Raw genomic sequence first — 18,081 nt, forward strand, 5'->3', positions numbered from 1 at the left:
ATGAATGCTGAAGACTCCTTGAAACTTGCTCGCCGGTTTATCGGGTTGCCCCTGGAAAAGCGCCAGATGTTCCTTGCGGCCTTGAACAAGGAAGGCGTGGATTTTTCCCAGTTTCCGATCCCGGCAGGGGTTGAGGCCGAGGATCGCCAGGCGCTGTCCTATGCCCAGCAACGCATGTGGTTTCTTTGGCACCTGGATCCGCAAAGCGGCGCCTATAACCTGCCGGCAGCGGTGCGCCTGACCGGGCGTTTGAATCAGGCTGCGTTGGAGCAAGCGTTCGCCAGCCTGATCGAACGTCACGAAACCCTGCGCACGGTGTTTCAGCAACAACCCGATGACAGCCTGTTGCAGGTCTCGGTGCGGCAACCGCTGGACATCGAGCGCCTCGACCTCAGCGCGTTTGCCCCGGCAGAACGGGAATCCCGGGTCGCCGAAGCCGCCGAGCAGCAATCGCTGATTCCTTTCGATCTGGCCCGGGGCCCGCTGCTGCGGGTGCGCCTGTTGCAGCTCGACGAGCAGGAACACGTATTGTTGCTGACTTTGCACCACATCGTGTCCGATGGCTGGTCGATGAACGTGTTGATCGACGAATTCTGCCGTTTCTACGACGCCCACGATCAAGGCCAGACCCTGGATTTCGCGCCGCTGCCGATCCAATACAGCGACTACGCTCTGTGGCAGCGCCGTTGGCTGGAAGCCGGGGAGCAGCAAAAACAACTCGACTACTGGCTGACGCAATTGGGTGACGAACACCCGGTGATGGAGCTGCCGCTGGATCACCCGCGCCCGGTATTGCCGAGCTATCGCGGGCGGCGCCATGAGCATGTGGTCGACGCAGTCCTGGCCGAACAACTGCGCGGGGTTGCCCGCCAGCACGGCGTCACGCTGTTTATGCTGTTGCTCGGCACATTCAATATTCTGCTGCACCGTTACACCGGCCAGAATGACCTGCGCATCGGCGTGCCAATTGCTAACCGCAATCGGCGGGAAATCGAAGGGTTGATCGGCTTCTTCGTCAACACCCAGGTGCTGCGCGTGCAACTGGACGGCCAGACCCGTCTCGGCGATCTGCTGCGCGACCTCAAGGAAACCGCCCTCGGCGCCCAGGCCCATCAGGATCTACCTTTCGAACGCCTGGTCGAAGCGCTGAAACTGGAGCGCAGCCTGAGCTACAACCCGTTGTTCCAGGTGATGTACAACCATCAGCCGGAAGTAGCGGATGTCACCACCCTCAAGGTCGGCACCGGCCTGGAACTGGGCGTCATCGAGTGGGAAAGCCGCAGCACCCAATTCGACCTGAGCCTGGATACCTATGAAAAGGCCGGGCAACTGCACGCGGCGTTCACCTACGCCAGCGACCTGTTCGAAGCGGACACCATCGAACGCCTGGCTCGGCACTGGACCCATTTGCTGCGCAGCATCGTCAATGACCCGCAACAACGGGTCGGCGAAATCCCGTTGCTGGCGACTGACGAATACCAGCAACTGGTCGGTGACTGGGGCCGTAACGACACCGTGTGGCCGAGCGAACGCCCGGTGCACGAGCTGTTCGAAACTGCTGCCGAGAATACCCCTGACGCCACCGCGCTGATCTTCGACGGCCAGCGGCTGGTCTATGGCCAGCTCAACGCCCGGGCCAACCGTCTGGCGCGCACGCTGGTGGCGCAAGGCGTGGGGCCGGACGTGCTGGTAGGGATCGCGGTGGATCGCGGTCTGGACCTGATCGTCGCCATTCTCGCGGTGCTCAAGGCCGGCGGCGCCTATTTGCCGCTGGACCCGCAATACCCCCGCGACCGCTTGCTGTGCATGATCGAAGACAGTGGCAGCCAGTTGATCCTTAGCCAAAGCCATTTGCTGGAACGCCTTCCGGTGCCGGTCGGTGTGGCATGCCTGTGCCTGGATCAGGCCGATGCCTGGATGTTCCCGGACGAAAGCAATCTGGCACGCCCGGTGTGGGCGGAAAACCTCGCCTACGTGATGTTCACCTCGGGCTCTACCGGGCGCCCGAAAGGCGTCGGTATCAGCCACGGCGCGTTGAGCAAACATGCCTTTGCTTCGCAGCACTATTACAACCTCAGCGCCGCCGATTGCGCGCTGCAATTCGCCACGTTCAACTTCGATGCCTTTGGCGAGCAACTCTTCGGCCCGCTGACCTGCGGTGCCTCGGTGGTGCTGCGCGGCAACGACATCTGGGACAGCGAAACCCTGTACCGGCAGATCGTCGAGCAGGGCATCACCGTGATGGACCTGACCACGGCCTACTGGAACATGGTCGCCAAGGAGTTCGCCGCCATCGGCCCTCGCGACTATGCGGCGCTGCGCCAGGTGCACAGCGGCGGTGAAGCTATGCCGCCGGAAGGTGTGCTGGCCTGGCGTCAGGCCGGTCTGGAGCACGTCAAGTTGCTCAACACCTACGGTCCAACCGAAGCCACCGTCACCGCCACAACCCTGGATTGCAGCGACTATATCTTCGGTCGCCAACCGTTGCCGTTGACCTTGCCGATCGGCAAGCCATTGCCCGGCCGTCACACGTATTTGCTCGATGAAAACGGTCAACCTGCCCCGGTGGGTGTGATCGGCGAACTGGTGATTGGCGGCGACCTGTTGGCGCGTGGTTACTTCCAGCGTCCAGATCTGAGCGCCGAACGCTTTATCCCCGATCCGTTTTCCGGCTCGGGTGCACGCTTGTATCGCACGGGCGACCTGGCCCGTTTCAACGCCCAGGGGGGCATCGAGTACGTCGGCCGGGTTGACCATCAGGTGAAGATTCGCGGTTTCCGCATCGAGCTGGGTGAAGTCGAGGCGCGATTATTGGAATTGGAATCGGTTGGCGATGCAGTGGTGCTGGCAGTGCAAGGCGGTAGCAGCCTGCAACTGGTCGGCTATGTCGTGCCTTCAGACACTTCATTAGTCACGGCCAGCGCCGAAGCGCAAAACGTCACCCGCGAAGCGATCAAGACGCAACTCAAGGACAACCTGCCGGATTACATGGTGCCGACGCACCTGCTGTTCCTCCCGGCCTTGCCCCTGAGCCCGAACGGCAAGCTTGACCGCAAGGCCTTGCCGGCCCCGGACGCCAGCCAGATGCAGCCCACCTACGTGGCGCCGCGCAGCGAATTGGAACAGAAAATCGCCGGGATCTGGCAAGACGTGCTCAAGCTGGAGCAGGTCGGCCTGACCGATAACTTCTTTGAGCTGGGTGGCGACTCGATCATCTCGATTCAAGTGGTCAGCCGCTCGCGCCAGGCCGGGATTCATTTCAGCCCGCGTGACCTGTTCCAGCATCAGACCGTGCAAGGTCTGGCGGGTGTGGCGCAGCAAGGTGTGGCTGCGTTGACCATCGATCAAGGCCCGGTGACCGGCGAGATGCCGTTGCTGCCGATCCAGCAAACCTTCTTCGAAGAACAGATTCCACAGCGTCATCACTGGAATCAGGCTGTTTTGCTGCGTGCCCACCAAGACTTGCAAGTGGCTCCACTGGCGCAAGCGCTGAATGGGCTGCTGGCCCACCACGACGTGTTGCGTTCGCGCTTCAACGAAGGCCGTGCCGAAGTGGCGGGCATCGCCGCCGACGACGAATTGTTGTGGACCGCCGACAATATCAGTGCCACCGAACTGGACGCTCTCTACGTCAAGGCCCAACGCAGTCTCGACCTGCAAAACGGCCCGCTGCTGCGCGGTGTGCTGGCGACCTTGACCGATGGCAGCCAGCGCCTATTGCTGGCGATCCATCACCTGGCGGTGGACGGCGTGTCCTGGCGCATCCTGCTGGAAGACTTGCAGCAGGCGTATCAACAAGCGCTGCACGGGGCGAGCCTCAGGCTCCCGGCGAAAACCAGTTCTTACAAGGTCTGGGGCGAACATCTGCATGCCTACGCCAGCAGCGAAGCGGTGCAAGTGGAGTTGCCGTTCTGGCATCAGCAATTGCAGGGCGCCGCCGTGGACCTGCCGTGCGACAACCCCCAAGGCAGCCAGCAAAGCCGTTATGCCCACGTGGTGCACAGCCGACTGGACAAAACCTTCACCCAACAATTGCTGCAAGAGGCGCCCGCCGCCTATCGCACCCAGGTCAACGATTTGCTGCTGACCGCCCTGGCCCGAGTGATCTGCCGCTGGACCGGCCACGCCGACACCCTGATCCAGCTCGAAGGCCACGGTCGCGAAGACCTGTTCGACGATATCGACCTGTCCCGTACCGTGGGCTGGTTCACCAGCCTGTTCCCGGTGCGCCTGACGCCAGCCGACTCCATGGCCGCGGCACTGAAACAGATCAAGGAGCAACTGCGCGCCATCCCGAACAAAGGCCTGGGTTTTGGCGTACTGAAATACCTCGGCGATGAGGCCACGAAGTCCAGCCTCAAGGCTTTGCCGACGCCGCGCATCACCTTCAACTACCTCGGCCAGTTCGACGGCAGCTTCGATGCCGAGGAAGGTGCGTTGTTCAGCCCGGCCGGTGAAAGTGCCGGGGGCGAGCAAAGCGTCGAGGCGCCGCTGGACAACTGGCTAGGCGTTGAAGGCCAAGTGTTCGAAGGCGAACTGGACCTGCGCTGGACCTTCAGCCGCGAGGTGTTCAACGAAGCGACCATCGCCCGTCTGGCCGATGAATACACTCGCGAACTCGAAGCGTTGATCAAGCATTGCTGCCTGCCGGAGTCGATGGGCGTGACGCCCTCAGACTTCCCGCTGGCGCGCATCGATCAAGCGCAACTGGACGCGATCCCGGTGCCCGCCGCCGGCATCGAGGACATCTACCCGCTGTCACCGATGCAGCAAGGCATGTTGTTCCACACCCTGTACGAACAGGGCACCGGCACCTACATCAACCAGTTGTGCGTCGATGTCGATGGCCTCGACGCCGAGCGTTTCCGTGACGCCTGGCAGGCGACCATGGATGCCCACGACATTCTGCGCAGTGGCTTCATCTGGCAGGGCGAGTTGCAGGAACAACTGCAGATCATTCATCGTCATTTGCCGCTGCCTTACGTGCTGTTCGACTGGCGCGAACGCACGGACATCGCCCAGGCCCTCAGCGATTTCACCGCCGCCGACCTGGCCCAAGGCTTCGATCTGACCCAGGCCGGGCTGCTGCGCCTGACCCTGATCCAGACCGGCGACACCCGTCATCACCTGATCTTCACCAACCACCACATCCTGATGGATGGCTGGAGCAGCGCGCAGATGCTCGGCGAGGTGTTGCAGCGTTACAGCGGCCAGCAACCGCCGCGTCCCGTGGGGCGTTATCGCGATTACATCCAGTGGTTGCAGCGCCAGGACGGCGCGGTCAGCGAAGCGTTCTGGCTGGCGCAACTGGCGGATTTCCAGGAGCCGACTGTGCTGGCTCAAGCGGCGGCGAGCGGTGGCGAGGTGTTGGCTGAAACTGGTCATACGCTGCGGCATTTCGAGGCAGACGCTGTGCGTACCCGGCGCCTGAACGACTTTGCCCGCCAGCAAAAAGTGACCGTCAACACCCTGGTCCAGGCCGCGTGGCTGCTGCTGTTGCAGCGCTACACCGGCAGCGAGTGCGTGGCGTTCGGCACCACCGTCGCCGGGCGCCCGGCGGACCTGGTGGGTATCGAGCAACAAGTCGGCCTGTTCATCAATACCTTGCCGGTGATCGCCGGTTCGCGTCCGGACCAGAGCGTCGGTGCCTGGCTCGCCGCCGTGCAGGCGCAGAACCTCAGCCTGCGCGAGTTCGAACACACGCCGCTGGCCAATATCCAGCGCTGGGCCGGGCAGGGCGGTGAGTCGTTGTTCGACACCTTGCTGGTGTTCGAAAACTTCCCGATCTCCGAAGCCCTGCAACACGGCACCGCCCAAGGCGTGGTGTTCGGCGAAGTCGCCAACCAGGATCAGACCCACTATCCACTGACCCTGGGCGTGACCCTCGGCGACACCCTGGCGCTGCACCTGAGTTTTGATCAGGGAAAATTCAGCGTCGCGACGGTCGAGCGTCTCAGTGCGCAGCTGCTGCACCTGCTCGACCGCTTTGCCGAATCCGCCGAGCGACGCCTGGGTGAAATCGCCCTGGTCACGGTGCAAGAACAAACCCTGCAACAAGCGAACAACCAGCCGCAACCGTACCCGGTGAATGTCGCGGTGCATCAGCGTTTCGCGGCGTTGGCAGCCGAGCGTCCCGAGCGCCCGGCGGTGATCTTCGATGGCCAACGTTTCAGCTATGGCGAACTCGACCTGCGGGCCAATCGTCTCGCCCATGAACTGGTCGCGCAAGGCGTCGGCCCGGAAGTGCGCGTCGGCGTGGCCCTGCCGCGCGGTGAAGGCCTGATCGTGGCGTTGCTGGCGGTGCTCAAGGCCGGTGGTGCCTACGTGCCGCTGGACACCAGTTATCCCCGGGAACGCCTGGCCTACCTGATGCAGGATTCGGGGCTGGCGCTGCTGCTGACGGATTCGCGGATTGCCGCGCAACTGCCGATTGAAGCCGCCATGAACGTGCTGGAACTGGATCGTCTCGACCTGAGCGCGCGCCCGGTCACAGCCCCGGTGGTCAACCTCGATCCTGACAACCTCGCCTACGTGATCTACACCTCCGGCTCCACCGGCAACCCGAAAGGCGTCAGCGTGACCCACGGTCCGCTGGCGATGCATTGCCTGGCCATTGGTGAACGTTATGAGATGCGCGACAGCGACTGCGAATTCCACTTCATGTCGTTCGCCTTCGACGGCGCCCATGAACGCTGGTTGACCAGCCTGACCCATGGCGCTTCGCTGCTGATCCGCGACGACAGCCTGTGGACCCCGGAGCAGACCTACAACGCGATGATCGAACACGGCGTCACCGTGGTCGCGTTCCCGCCCGTCTATCTGCAACAACTGGCCGAACACGCCGAGCGCGAGGGCAATCCGCCCAAGGTGAGGATCTACTGCTTCGGCGGCGATGCGGTGCCTAACGCCAGTTTCGAACGGGTCAAGCGTGCGCTGAACCCGGAATACATCATCAATGGCTACGGCCCGACCGAAACCGTGGTCACGCCGCTGATCTGGAAGGCCGGACGCGACGTGCAGTGCGGTGCCGCCTACGCGCCAATCGGCAGTCGCATTGGTGACCGCAGTGCTTATGTGCTCGACGCTGACCTCAACTTGTTGCCCCAAGGCATGGCCGGCGAGCTGTACCTCGGCGGCACCGGGCTGGCCCGGGGTTACCTCAATCGTCCGGGGCTGACGGCGGAGCGCTTTGTGGCGGATCCGTTCAGCGCCACGGGCGGTTTGCTCTACCGCACCGGTGACCGGGTGCGCCTACGCGCCGACGGCACCTTCGACTACCTGGAGCGGATCGACAACCAGGTGAAGATCCGTGGTTTCCGCATCGAACTGGGGGAAATCGAAGCGCGCTTGCAGACCTTCGACGGTGTGCGTGAAGCGGTGGTCGTGGCTCAGGAAAGTGCTGGCAGCAAACGCCTGGTGGCTTATGTGGTCGGCGATGCTCAAGGCAAGGATTTTGCCGAATCACTGCGCGAACAACTCAAGGCCGCTTTGCCGGCACACATGGTCCCGGCCTACGTCTTGCTGCTCGAACGCATGCCGCTGACTCCCAACGGCAAGCTCGACCGCAAGAACCTGCCACGTCCTGACGTCAGCCAATTGCAGCAAGCCTATGTGGCGCCGCAGTCCGCGCTGGAGCAGCAACTGGCCACAATCTGGCAAGACGTGCTGAAGCTGGAACGGGTCGGTTTGAGCGACAACTTCTTCGAACTGGGCGGCGATTCGATCATCTCCATTCAAGTGGTCAGCCGCGCCCGTCAGGCCGGTTTGCGCTTCACCCCGAAAGACTTGTTCCAACACCAGACCATTCAGGCGCTGGTGGCGGTGGTGCAGACCGGTGAACCGTTGCAACTGATCGATCAAGGGCCCGTGACCGGAGAAATGGCCCTGTTGCCGGTGCATCAAGTGTTCTTCGCCCAGGCGATTCCGGATCGTCATCACTGGAACCAGTCGGTGATGCTCAAGCCGACTCAAACGCTGGATCCTGAAGCGCTGGAGCGAGCCTTGGCCGCACTGATGGTTCATCACGACAGCCTGCGTTTGAATTTCGAACAGGGCGAAGGCTGGTCCGTGCAGTACCGCGATAACAAGGCCGGGCCAATCCTGTGGCAAGCCGACGTGGCCGATCTGGCCGCCCTCGAAACCTTGGGCAACGAGGCCCAGCGCAGTTTGCAGTTGAGCGGCGGTTCGCTGATCCGCGCCGTGCTGGCCAACCTCGCCGACGGCACGCAACGCTTGCTGTTGATCGTCCATCACCTGGTGGTGGATGGCGTGTCGTGGCGCATCCTTTTCGAAGACTTGCAGACCGCCTATCGCCAAGGCCAATTGCCGGCCAAGACCAGTGCCGTCAAAGCCTGGGCCGAAGCGCTGCAAGGTTATGCCGCCAGCGCGCCGTTGCAGGCTGAGCTCAATTATTGGCAGCAAGCGTTGCAAGGCGCGCCGGTTGCATTGCCGTGCGACAACCCGCAGGGCGGTCAGCAACATCAACAAGCCCTGGCCATCCGCAGCCGCCTCGACAAAACCCTGACCCAGCAGCTGTTGCAAGAAGCCCCGGCGGCGTATCGCACCCAGGTCAACGACCTGCTGCTGACCGCGCTGGCGCGGGTGATGGTGCGCTGGACCGGTGACGACAGCGTGCTGGTGCAACTCGAAGGCCACGGTCGTGAAGACCTGTTCGACAGCGTGGACCTGACCCGCACCGTCGGTTGGTTCACCAGCCTGTTCCCGGCGAAATTGACCCCGGTCGCAGAGCTCGGTGCCTCGCTGAAACAGATCAAGGAACAACTGCGCGCCATCCCGAACAAAGGCATCGGCTTCGGTGCCCTCGCGCACCTGGGCGATGACCATGCGCGGCACACTCTGCAAGCGCTGCCCAAACCGCGCCTGAACTTCAACTACCTCGGCCAGTTCGACGGCAGCTTCGATGCTGCCGACGATGCCTTGTTCGTGCCGACCAGCGAATCCGGTGGCCAGGAAGTCAACATGCAAGGCCCGCTCGGCAATCAGTTGGCCCTCGACGGCCAGGTGTTTGGCGGTGAACTGGACCTGAGCTGGACCTTCAGCGCCGAGATGTTCAACGAAGCGACCATCCAGCGTTTGGCCGACGATTACCTGGAAGAACTCACTGCGCTGATCGCCCATTGCTGCAACAGTGCCAACCGTGGCGTAACGCCGTCGGACTTCCCGCTGGCGCGGCTGTCGCAAACGCAACTGGATACGTTGGTCGTGCAACCCCAAGCCATCGACGACATCTATCCGCTGTCACCGATGCAGCAAGGCATGCTGTTCCACACCTTGCTGGAACACGGCACTGGCGACTACATCAACCAGATGCGCCTGGACGTCGAGGGCGTCGATCCGCAACGTTTTCGCGATGCCTGGCAAGCGGTGCTCGATGCCCACGATATCCTGCGCACCGCGTTCCATTGGCAGGGTGATCTTGAGCAGCCGGTGCAGGTTGTTCATCGCCAGATTGACGTGCCGTTCCGTGTACTGGACTGGCGTGAGCACGTCGACTTCGACGCTTCGTTGAAAGCCTTGGCGGATGAAGAGCGGGCTCAGGGCCTCGATTTGACCCAGGCGCCGCTGTTGCGACTGGTGCTGGTGCAAACCGCCGCCGACCGTCATCACCTGATCTACACCAACCACCACATTCTGATGGACGGCTGGAGCAGCGCGCAGTTGCTCGGCGAGGTGTTGCAGCACTACAGCGGTCAGGGCGTGGCGCGCCAGCCGGGGCGTTATCGCGACTACATCGCCTGGCTGCAACGTCAGGACGCGGCAGTCAGCGAAGCGTTCTGGCTGTCGGCGCTCAGCACCCTGGAAGAGCCGACGCGACTGGCCCACGCCATCGCCCGACCTAAAGACCTCAGCGTCGGTCATGGCGATCATTACCAAGTGCTGGACGCTGACCAGACCCAACGTCTGGCCGAGTTTGCCCGTGCTTCGAAAGTCACCCTCAACACCTTGGTCCAGGCTGCGTGGTTACTGCTGTTGCAGCGTTACACCGGTAAAGACAGTGTGGCGTTTGGCGCGACGGTGGCCGGGCGTCCGGCGGACTTGCCGGGTGCCGAGCAGCAGATCGGTCTGTTTATTAACACCTTGCCGGTGATCGCCGTGCCGCGTGCCGAGCAGAGCCTGGCCAGTTGGCTGCAAAGCGTGCAGGCGCAGAACCTGGCGTTGCGCGAGTTCGAGCACACGCCGCTGGCGGATATCCAGCGCTGGGCCGGACAGGGTGGCGAGGCGTTGTTCGATACCTTGATGGTGTTCGAGAACTACCCGATCTCCGAGGCCCTGGAGCAGGGCGCGCCGCAAGGTTTGCGCTTCGGACCGGTGACCAACCATGAACAGACCAATTACCCGATGACGCTGCTGGTGAGCCTCGGCAATCAGCTGTCGGTGCACTTCAGCTACCAGAACGACAGTTTTGCCTCGGCCACCGTGGCGCAGTTGGGCACGCATTTGCAGCACCTGTTGGCGCAGATGGCCGAAACTGGGGAACGCTCGCTCAGCGAGTTGACCTTGCAGGATTCCATCGTCACGACCGCCGAAGCGAACTTCGCCACTGAGCTGTGCATTCACCAGCGCATCGCCAGCCAGGTCGCGACCACGCCGGATGCCTTGGCCGTCACCTTCGGCACCGAGCAACTGACCTACGCCGAACTCGACCGCCAGGCCAATCGTCTGGCGCGCAAGTTGATCGAATTGGGCGTCGGTCCGGAAGTACGGGTCGGCGTGGCGATGCAACGCTCTGAGCAACTGCTGATCGCATTGCTGGCAGTGCTTAAGGCCGGCGGCGCCTACGTACCTCTTGACCCGGATTACCCGGCCGAGCGCGTGGCCTACATGCTCGAAGACAGCCGCGCCCTGGTGCTGCTGACCGAGCAGGCCGTGGCGGCGACCCTGCAAATCGGTGCCGGTACGCAAGTGGTGCTGATGGATAAGGTCCCGCTCGGCCATTATCCGGTCAGTGCTCCGCAGACCTCGGTCACCCCGGACAACCTCGCCTACGTGATCTACACCTCCGGTTCCACCGGCAAACCGAAAGGCGTGGCCATCGCCCATCGCAACGTCATGGCGCTGATCGACTGGTCGCAATCGGTGTACAGCCGCGACGACATTCAAGGTGTGCTGGCCTCCACTTCAGTGTGTTTCGACCTGTCGGTGTGGGAGCTGTTCGTCACCCTGGCCAACGGTGGCTCGCTGATCATCGCGCGCAATGCCCTGGAACTGCCGCAACTGCCGGCCCGGGATCAGGTGCGCCTGATCAACACCGTGCCGTCGGCGATTGCCGCGTTGCAACGCGCCGGGCAAATTCCTGCCAGCGTGCGCATCATCAACCTGGCCGGTGAACCGCTGAAACAGGTGCTGGTGGACACCTTGTATGAGCAGGCCAACATCGAGCACGTCTACGACCTCTACGGCCCGTCGGAGGACACCACTTATTCCACCTGGACCCGCCGCGAGGCCGGCGGCACCGCGAGCATCGGCCATGCGCTGAAGCACACCAGCAGCCATTTGCTGGACGCCGATTTGCAACCGGTGCCCCAAGGCATTTCGGCTGAGTTGTACCTGGCCGGCGCCGGCATCACGCGCGGTTACCTGGCCCGTCCGGGGATGACCGCCGAGAAGTTTGTGCCCAATCCGTTCTCCACCAACGGCGAACGTCTGTACCGCACCGGCGACCTGACCCGTTATCGCGAGGACGGCGAACTGGAGTACATGGGCCGTATCGACCATCAAGTGAAAATCCGTGGTTTCCGCATCGAGCTGGGGGAAATCGAAGCGCGGCTGCTGGCCCAATCCGCCGTCACCGAAGCGGCGGTGCTGGCGCTGGACGCCGAGGGTGGCGCGCAATTGGTGGCGTATGCGGTCGCCCCGCAACTGGCGCTGGACGACAGCGAAGCACAACGACAACTGCGTGAGGGACTAAAGACTGCGCTCAAGTCTTCGTTACCTGACTACATGATTCCAGCGCATCTGCTGTTCCTCGGGCAATTGCCCCTGACCCCCAACGGCAAACTCGACCGCAAGGCCCTGCCAGCGGTGGACGCGAGCCAGATGCAGGCCAGTTATGTCGAGCCGGTCAGCGAACTTGAACAACAGGTCGCGGCGATCTGGCAGCAAGTCCTTACCGTTGAGCGCATCGGCTTGCACGACCACTTCTTTGAACTGGGCGGGCATTCGCTGCTGGCGGTCAACGTGGTGTCGCGCATCGCCCTGGAATTGGGGCTGACGCTGACGCCGCAAGTGTTATTCCAGCACCCCGTCCTGAGCGATTTCGTGGCTCACCTCGATACCGAAGACGGGGCCATCGATGAACAGAAACTGAACAAGCTGGAAGCCCTGCTTGACGAAATGGAGGAAGTCTAATGGACAAGAGTGTTGCTTTGAGGATTGCCAAGCGCTTTATCACTCTGCCGCTGGACAAACGTAAGCTGTACCTGGCCAAGATGCTGGAAGAGGGCGTGTCCCCGGCGAACCTGCCGATCCCCGAAACCCGCTCCGGGTTCGAGGCGATCCCGCTGTCCTACGCCCAGGAACGTCAGTTGTTCCTCTGGCAGATGGACCCGCACAGCACCGCGTATCACATTCCCAGCGCCCTGCGCCTCAAGGGCCAGTTGGATGTGCCGGCGCTGGAGCGCAGCTTCAATGCCCTGGTCACGCGCCACGAAAGTTTGCGCACCACCTTCGTCGAGCAGGATGAGCAAACCTGCCAGGTGATTCATCCGCAGATGCCGCTCCGCATCGCGTTGCAACCGTTGCCGCAAGGGCTGGATGCGGACGGCGTCGAAGCACAGATCAAGGCCTTCGTCGAACACGAAACCGCACGCCCGTTCAATCTGCAACAGGGGCCGCTGCTGCGGGTTTCGCTGCTGAAAATCGCTGAAGACGACCATGTGCTGGCGCTGATCCAGCACCACATCATTTCCGATGGCTGGTCGATGCAGGTGCTGGTCGGCGAGCTGATCAAACACTACGCCGCCGACACCAGCGGCCAATCGCTGACCCTGCCGGAACTTGAGGTGCAATACGCCGATTACGCGATCTGGCAGCGGCACTGGCTGGAAGCCGGCGAGCGCGAGCGTCAGTTGGCTTATTGGCTGGAAACACTGGGCGGCGAGCAACCGGTGCTGGAGTTGCCGATTGATCATCCACGCCCGGCGGTGCAAAGTTTTCGCGGTGCACGCCTGGACCTGAACCTGCCGGCGGCGCTCGGCGAATCCCTCAAGCAACTGGCCCAACGTGAAGGCGCGAGCCTGTTCATGGTGTTGCTGGCCTCGTTCCAGGCGTTGTTGCACCGTTACAGTGGCCAGGCGAACATCCGCGTTGGCGTGCCGGTGGCCAACCGCAACCGGGTCGAGACGGAAGGGCTGATCGGTTTCTTCGTCAACACTCAAGTACTCAGCGCCGACGTGAACGGGCAACTGCCGTTCAAGCAGTTGCTGGCCCAGGTCAAGCAGTCGGCCATGGCTGCCCAGGCGCACCAGGATTTGCCCTTCGAGCAACTGATCGAAGCCCTGCAACCGGAGCGCAGCCTGAGCCACAGCCCGGTGTTCCAGGTGATGTACAACCACCAGGCGGTCAACGACCAGACCCAGCGTCAGAGCCAGGTGCAACTGCCGCAGTTGAGCGTCGAAGACATCGTCTGGGAAGGGCGCACCGCGCAATTCGATTTGACCCTCGGCACTTACGAGTCCAGCGAAGGTGTCGCCGCCGAACTGACCTACGCCACGGATTTGTTCGAACCGTCGACCATCGAACGCCTGGCGCGGCATTGGCAGAACCTGCTGCAAGGCATCGTCGACGAGCCGACCCAACGCATTGGCGAACTGCCGTTGCTCGACAGCACCGAGCAAACCGCGCTGCTGCAGGACTGGCACCGTGTGGTCGAACACAGTGCGCAGGCACCGTGTGTGCAACAGCGCATTGCCGTTCAGGCCGGACAGACGCCGCACGCCATGGCCTTGATCGTCGGCGACGAGGCGCTGACGTACGCTCAGCTCGACACCCGCGCCAACCAGCTCGCGCACAAACTGATCGCAGCAGGCGTCGGCCCGGATCGCCTGGTAGGCATTGCCGTCGAACGCAGCGTGGAAATGATCGTCGGCCTGCTGGCGATCCTCAAGGCCGGCGGCGCTTATGTGCCGCTGGACCCGGCGTATCCCGAGGATCGCCTGGCCTACATGATCGAAGACAGCGGCCTCGAACTGCTGCTGACCCAATCCCACCTGCAAGCACAACTGCCGATCCCGTCGGGGCTCAACACTTTACTGCTCGATCAGCCGCACGACTGGCTGGCCGCTTATCCACAGACGTGCCCAACGGTGGCGCTGAACGGCGAACACCTGGCCTACGTGATCTACACCTCGGGCTCCACCGGTAAGCCGAAAGGCGTGATGGTGCGCCACGCCGCGCTGTGCAATTTCGTCGCGAGCATGGTCAAGCAACCGGGGCTGAATGCCCAGGACCGCATGTTGTCGCTGACCACCTTCTCGTTCGATATTTTCGGCCTGGAGATCTATGGCCCGCTGCTGGCCGGTGCCAGTGTGGTGTTGACCGGCAAGGACGTGCATCAAGACCCGCAAGCGGTGCTCGAACTGATCGAGCGTCACGGCGTTACGGTGTTACAAGCCACGCCTTCGACCTGGCGCATGCTGCTCGACAACGAACAGGCCTCGATTCTGGCCGGTCGCATGTTCCTCTGTGGCGGTGAAGCGCTGCCCCAGGAACTGGCCCAGCGCATGCTCGCGCTGTCGGCAAACGTCTGGAACCTCTACGGCCCGACCGAAACCACCATCTGGTCGGCGCTGCACCCGTTGTCCGTCGAAAACCCGCGCCCGTTCCTTGGCAAACCGATCGACAACACCGCGCTGTACATCCTCGGCAGCGACCTGGAACTGAACCCGGTCGGCGCACCGGGCGAACTGCTGATCGGCGGTGAAGGCCTGGCCCGTGGTTATTTCGAGCGTCCATCGTTGACCGCCGAGCGCTTCGTGCCAGACCCGTTTTCGTTCAGCGGCGGACGCTTGTACCGCACTGGCGACTTGACCCGTTATCGCGCCGAGGGCGTGATCGAGTACATCGGGCGGATCGACCATCAGGTGAAAATCCGTGGTTTCCGTATCGAACTCGGCGAGATCGAAGCGCGACTGCTGGTCCTGGATAGCGTGCGCGAAACCGTGGTGGTGGCCCAGAACGGTCCAACCGGTCCGCAGCTGGTGGCTTACGTGGTCGCTGCGGCGACCGTTGAAGATGAAGCCGTATTGCGCGGCGAACTCAAGGCCAGCCTCAAGGCCGAGCTGCCGGAATACATGGTGCCGGCGCACTTGTTGTTCCTCGCGCAACTGCCGCTGACCCCCAATGGCAAGGTAGATCGCAAGGCATTGCCGGCGCCTGATGCCAGTCAGTTGCAATCGACTTACATCGCCCCGCAAACCGTCACCCAGCACACCGTCGCTGAAATCTGGCAAGCGGTGCTCAAGCTGGAACAGGTCGGTTTGAGCGACAACTTCTTTGAACTCGGCGGTCACTCGCTGCTGGTGACCCAGGTGGTGTCGCGGGTGCGACAGGCGCTGAACGTGCAAGTGCCGCTGCGCACGTTGTTCGAACACAGCACCTTGCAGGATTTCGTTGCCGCCCTCGGCGTTGAGCAGGCGCAGCAAGAGCCGCCGATGGTGGCGTTGCCGCGCCTGCAACCGATGGCGTTGTCCTATGCCCAGGAACGTCAGTGGTTCCTCTGGCAACTGGAACCGACCAGCACCGCGTATCACGTGCCAGCAGCGCTACGACTGCGCGGCGAGCTGGACTTGTCGGCGTTGCAACGCAGCTTCGACAGCCTGATTGCCCGTCACGAATCCTTGCGCACTTGCTTCGTTGAAGAGCAGGGCCAGACCTTGCAATTGATCCAGGCCCACGCTGCGCTGGATTTGCAAGTCGTGGCGCTCGACAGCGACCTCGACGACGCCGCACTTCAGGCGTTGGTGGCTGAAGAAACCCTGCATTTGTTCAATCTGCAACAAGGCCCGCTGCTGCGGGTCAAGCTGTTGCGCCTGGCCGCCGATGACCACGCGCTGATCATTACCCTGCACCACATCGTGTCCGATGGCTGGTCGATGGGCATCATGGTCGATGAACTGATCGCGCTGTATGCCGGCTTCAGTCAGGGTCAAGCGCCGCAATTGCCGGCGCTGCCCGTGCAATACGCCGACTACGCCGTGTGGCAACGGCAGTGGATGGAGGCCGGTGAGCGTGAGCGCCAACTGGCGTACTGGACCGCGCAACTGGGCAACGATCAACCGCTGCTGGAGCTGCCAACCGACCGTCCACGTCCAGCCGAACAAAGCTATCGCGGTGCCCGCCAGGATATTGCGCTGAGCGCGGAACTGGCCGCTGGCCTCAAGCACGTAGCGCAGCAGGAAAACGTCACGCTGTTCGCGCTGTTGCTGGCCTCATTCCAGACCTTGCTCCATCGCTACAGCGGTCAGGCCGATATTCGCGTGGGTGTGCCGGTGGCTAACCGCAACCGTCTCGAAACCGAAGGCTTGATCGGCTTCTTCGTCAACACCCAGGTGTTGAAGGCCGAGATCGACAGCCAGCAGACCTTCCGCAGTCTGTTGGCCCAAGTCAAAAACACCGTGCTCGGCGCCCAGGCTCATCAGGACCTGCCGTTTGAACAACTGGTGGATGCGCTGCAACCGGAACGCAGCCTCAGTCACAGCCCGTTGTTCCAGGTGATGCACAACCACCAGAGCCAGGCCCGGGAAGGGCGCGGCGCGGCGCGTTTGCCGCAGTTGGCGATCGAAGGTTTGAACTGGGTTTCGCACACCGCGCAATTCGACCTGACCCTCGACACCTTCGAATCCAACGACAACGTCTGGGCCGAGCTGACTTACGCCACTGACTTGTTCGACGCCGCGACTATGCAACGCCTGGCCCATCACTGGAGCCATCTGCTGAACGCCATCGTCGCCGATTGCGGCCAGCGCATCGCCGAGTTGCCGCTGCAAGACACCGCCGAACGCGCGGCCACGCTGTTGCAGTGGAACCCGACGGTGGTGGATTTCCCGAGCCAGGGTTGCCTGCATGCGCTGATCGAAGCTCAAGCGTTGCGCGCGCCGCAAGCAATTGCCGTCAGCTACAACGAACAAACCCTGAGCTACGGTGAACTAAACGCCCGCGCTAACCAATTGGCGCACAAGCTGATCGACAGCGGCGTCGGCCCGGACGTGCGCGTGGGTCTGGCGGTCGAGCGCAGCCTGGAGATGCTGGTCGGCCTGGTGGCGATCCTCAAGGCCGGCGGCGCCTACGTGCCGCTGGACCCGACTTATCCCGAAGAACGCCTGGCCTACATGATCGGCGACAGCGGCATTGGCCTGCTGTTGACCCAAAGCCATCTGCTCGCTCGCCTGCCGGTGCCGGACGCGGTGCGCAGCCTGATGCTGGATCAGGAGGGCGATGGTCTCGAAGGCTACAGCGACGCCAACCCGCAGGTGGTCATGAGCCCGGACAACCTGGCTTACGTGATCTATACCTCCGGTTCCACCGGTCAGCCGAAAGGTACGTTGCTGGCCCATCACAACGTGCTGCGTTTGTTCGAAGCAACCAACGACTGGTTCAGTTTCGGCCCGCAGGATGTGTGGAGCCTGTTCCACTCCTACGCGTTCGACTTCTCGGTCTGGGAAATTTTCGGCGCGCTGCTGTACGGCGGCAAACTGGTGGTGGTGCCGTACGAGGTCAGCCGTTCGCCGGAAGACTTCTACGCCTTGCTCTGCCGCGAGGGCGTCAGCGTGCTCAACCAGACGCCGTCGGCCTTCAAGCAGTTGATGCAAGTGGCGTGCGCCCCGGAACACACCGTGCTGCAACCGTCCCTGCGTTACGTGGTGTTCGGCGGCGAGGCGCTGGAGGTCAAGAGCCTGCGGCCCTGGTTCGAGCGTTTCGGCGACCAGGCCCCGCAACTGATCAACATGTATGGCATCACCGAAACCACGGTCCACGTGACTTACCGGCCATTGACCCTGGCCGACTTGCAGCGTGACGCGAGCAGCCCGATTGGCGAGCCGATCCCGGACTTGTCGTGGTACT

2 protein-coding genes (1 of these 2 cut by a window edge) are annotated in these 18,081 nt (G+C 62.7%); both read left to right on the plus strand.

Annotated elements, in window-relative coordinates:
* Entirely contained in the window at positions 1–12,369 is a 12,369-nt protein-coding gene (locus tag HKK53_RS30620; RefSeq protein ID WP_169373838.1) for a non-ribosomal peptide synthetase, read from the plus strand.
* Positions 12,369–18,081: the 5' portion of a non-ribosomal peptide synthase/polyketide synthase gene (locus HKK53_RS30625; protein WP_169373839.1), read on the plus strand. The gene runs 9,320 nt beyond the window's last position; only the first 5,713 of its 15,033 coding nucleotides appear in the window; its start codon is at positions 12,369–12,371; its stop codon lies beyond the right edge, outside the window. Before HKK53_RS30620 ends, HKK53_RS30625 begins: the two co-directional genes overlap by 1 nt.

This window comes from Pseudomonas sp. ADAK7, from assembly GCF_012935675.1.
Lineage (GTDB): Bacteria > Pseudomonadota > Gammaproteobacteria > Pseudomonadales > Pseudomonadaceae > Aquipseudomonas.